The sequence below is a fragment of the Henriciella sp. genome (genome assembly GCF_049649345.1).
Lineage (GTDB): Bacteria > Pseudomonadota > Alphaproteobacteria > Caulobacterales > Hyphomonadaceae > Henriciella.
In genome coordinates this window covers 1-2785 of record NZ_JBARZC010000057.1, presented here as the reverse complement: position 1 = coordinate 2785, position 2785 = coordinate 1, and the positions used below count along the sequence as shown (strand labels likewise).

Below are 2785 nucleotides of genomic sequence, written 5' to 3'. Positions count from 1 at the left end.
GGATGTCGACCGCGCGGCTATAGTCCGGCTTGACCTCCCCCTTCATGATGCCCGGCATTTCGCGGAACTGGCGGCGAACTTCTTCCACGACAGCTTGAGCAGCCCGGCCAACGGCCATCATGGACATGCCGCCGAACAGGAAGGGAAGCAGGCCGCCAAAGAGCAGGCCGACAACCACATAGGGGTTCGCAATGGAGAAGTCGACGGTCACGCCTCGAAGGACGCTCCCCTCCGCGGCATAGTCCTTAAAGTATTTCAAATCCTCCGAATACGCCGCGAACAGCACCAGAGCGCCGAGACCGGCAGAGCCGATCGCATAGCCTTTGGTAACAGCCTTGGTCGTATTGCCGACAGCGTCCAGAGCATCGGTGGTTTCGCGCACCTCGCTCGGCAGGTCGGACATCTCGGCGATACCACCCGCATTGTCAGTAACTGGACCGAAAGCATCGAGCGCGACGATCATACCGGCAAGCGCCAGCATCGTGGTGGTCGCGATGGCGATACCGTAAAGGCCTGCGAGATTGAAGGTCAGGATAATGCCGGCCATGATGGTGATCGCCGGAAGTGCCGTCGATTCAAGCGAGACAGCCAGACCTTGGATCACGTTCGTGCCGTGACCGGACTCAGATGAGCGCGCCACTGACCGGACGGGCCTGTAGGCCGTACCCGTATAATACTCGGTGATGACAACGATCAGAGCGGTAACCGCAAGGCCTGCAACGCCGCAGAAGAACAGGTCCAAACCTGTGACAGCCGAAGCGAGACCAAGCGCGGCGCCAGCGCCTTCAAGCACGCCAAAGCCGTTCGGAAGCCCCCAATTAATGGCGACAGCCAGACCGATCAGAGAGAACACGCCAGTAGCGATGAGGCCCTTGTAGAGCGCCCCCATGATATTGGTCGAGCCTTTGCCGAGCCGGACGAACCATGTGCCGGCGATCGAGGCGAGAATACACACCGCGCAAATCGCCAGCGGCAGAAGCATGATCGAGCCGAGATAGCCAAGGCCGCCAAAATAGATGGCACCAAGGACCATGGTCGCGACGATTGTCACGGCATAGGTCTCAAACAGGTCAGCGGCCATACCGGCGCAGTCACCGACATTGTCGCCAACATTGTCTGCAATGGTCGCAGCGTTGCGCGGATCGTCTTCCGGAATACCGGCCTCGACCTTGCCGACCATGTCGCCGCCAACGTCTGCACCCTTGGTAAAGATGCCGCCGCCGAGACGAGCGAAGATCGAAATCAGCGATGCCCCGAAGCCAAGCGCAACGAGACCATCGACAACAGCGCGGTTGCTGGGCTCATAGCCCACGAGGCCGGTCAGCAGGCCATAATAGACAACAACACCGATCAGCGCGAGGCCGACAACGAGCAGGCCCGTCACCGCCCCGGACTTGAAGGCCATGTCGAGACCGCCCGCGAGGCTTTTGCTAGCAGCCTGCGTGGTGCGCACATTTGCCTGTACGGATACTTTCATACCGATGAAGCCGGCTGCGCCAGACAGGACGGCGCCGATGATAAAGCCGAGCGGCACTTCCCAGCTGCGAAATGCGATAGCCAGCAGAACGACAACGCCGACACCAACCATGCCGATCGTCGTGTATTGGCGTTTCAGATAGGCATTGGCGCCTTCTTGAATCGCAGACGCAATTTCCTTCATACGATCGGTGCCGGCATCGGCCGCCATAATCGATCTCGACTGCAGCCAGCCATACAGCACAGCAGCCAGTCCGGCCACGAGTGCAACGTAGAACCATAGGGTCATTCAGCCCCTCCTCCCTTTTGGCTGTCTCCGCTTGTAGAATCGCAGCGAGCAGCCTGTTTCTTAAGTGACTCGTGACTGCCAAAGAGCAGTCGCTAAGGCAAGCAACTTCGCGCAATCGTTGATTCCGCGCGGTTCAATCTAGTGCTCGTAACCTTTTACAGGGGGTAAAGGGACAAATTCGCCAGAGTTATGGATTCGGACGCCTTCGCCCGTTTCAATTTCCCCGATCTCAATAGCTTCGACGCCTGTATCCGCAGCCTTCCTGCGAAATTCATCAAGCTTGCCAGGCGAAACAGTAAATAACGTCTGATAGTCGTCACCGCCGGTCGCCAAATTGAGCATGCGCTCAAGTGAAATCCCGTGTTCAGCCCATGGCACTCTGTACAAATCGATTTCAACAGCAACGTTTGAAGCGAATGCAAGGTGGCCAGCGTCCGATAGCAGGCCATCAGACACATCCAGGGAAGCGCTTGCAAAGTCTGCGAGCAAGCCGATCCACTCACGGTGAGGGATGCCTGGTACCCTGTACTTGGCCTTATGATTGTCGCTTCCCTCTCCAAGGACAGCCTGAAGTCCCAGATCCCCGTTTCCAATCTCGCCTGTCACAAAAAGCCGATCGCCGGGAGAGGCTCCGGAGCGAGGAATGGGACCCTGCCTCACGCACTGGCCCGTCAGCACCAGAGAAAGCACGAGCGGGCCGTCTGTGCCGATTGTATCTCCGCCCACCAGATCAATTTGCCACGCTTTAAACTCAGCCTCGACCCCTTCGCAGAGCGACTTGAACTGAGGTTCATCGAAGCTCCTGGGCAGCGCAAATGAGAGCAACGCCTGCGCAGGATAAGCGCCTTTGCTCAATATGTCGGACACATTCACCCGGACCAGCTTCTGGCCAACGGTATGGCGCGGATCGGACGCCAGGAAATGGGTCCCTTCCGACATGCTGTCCAGAGTTACGATAGTGGCCGTATCCCCGTGGTTTGAGAGAATACCGACATCATTCTGCAGACCGAGCGCCTCATC

General features: G+C 58.3%; 2 protein-coding genes. Both read right to left on the bottom strand.

Annotation, left to right across the window (positions count from 1 at the left end; all coding sequences use genetic code 11):
* The coding region (locus WA989_RS01440; protein ID WP_424338751.1) for a sodium-translocating pyrophosphatase at positions 1–1765 on the bottom strand (1765 nt) is incomplete at its 3' end.
* 138 nt (positions 1766–1903) lie between these two features.
* Positions 1904–2785: thiamine-phosphate kinase (thiL, locus tag WA989_RS01435; RefSeq protein ID WP_424338750.1), on the bottom strand; the 882-nt coding region annotated here is incomplete at its 5' end.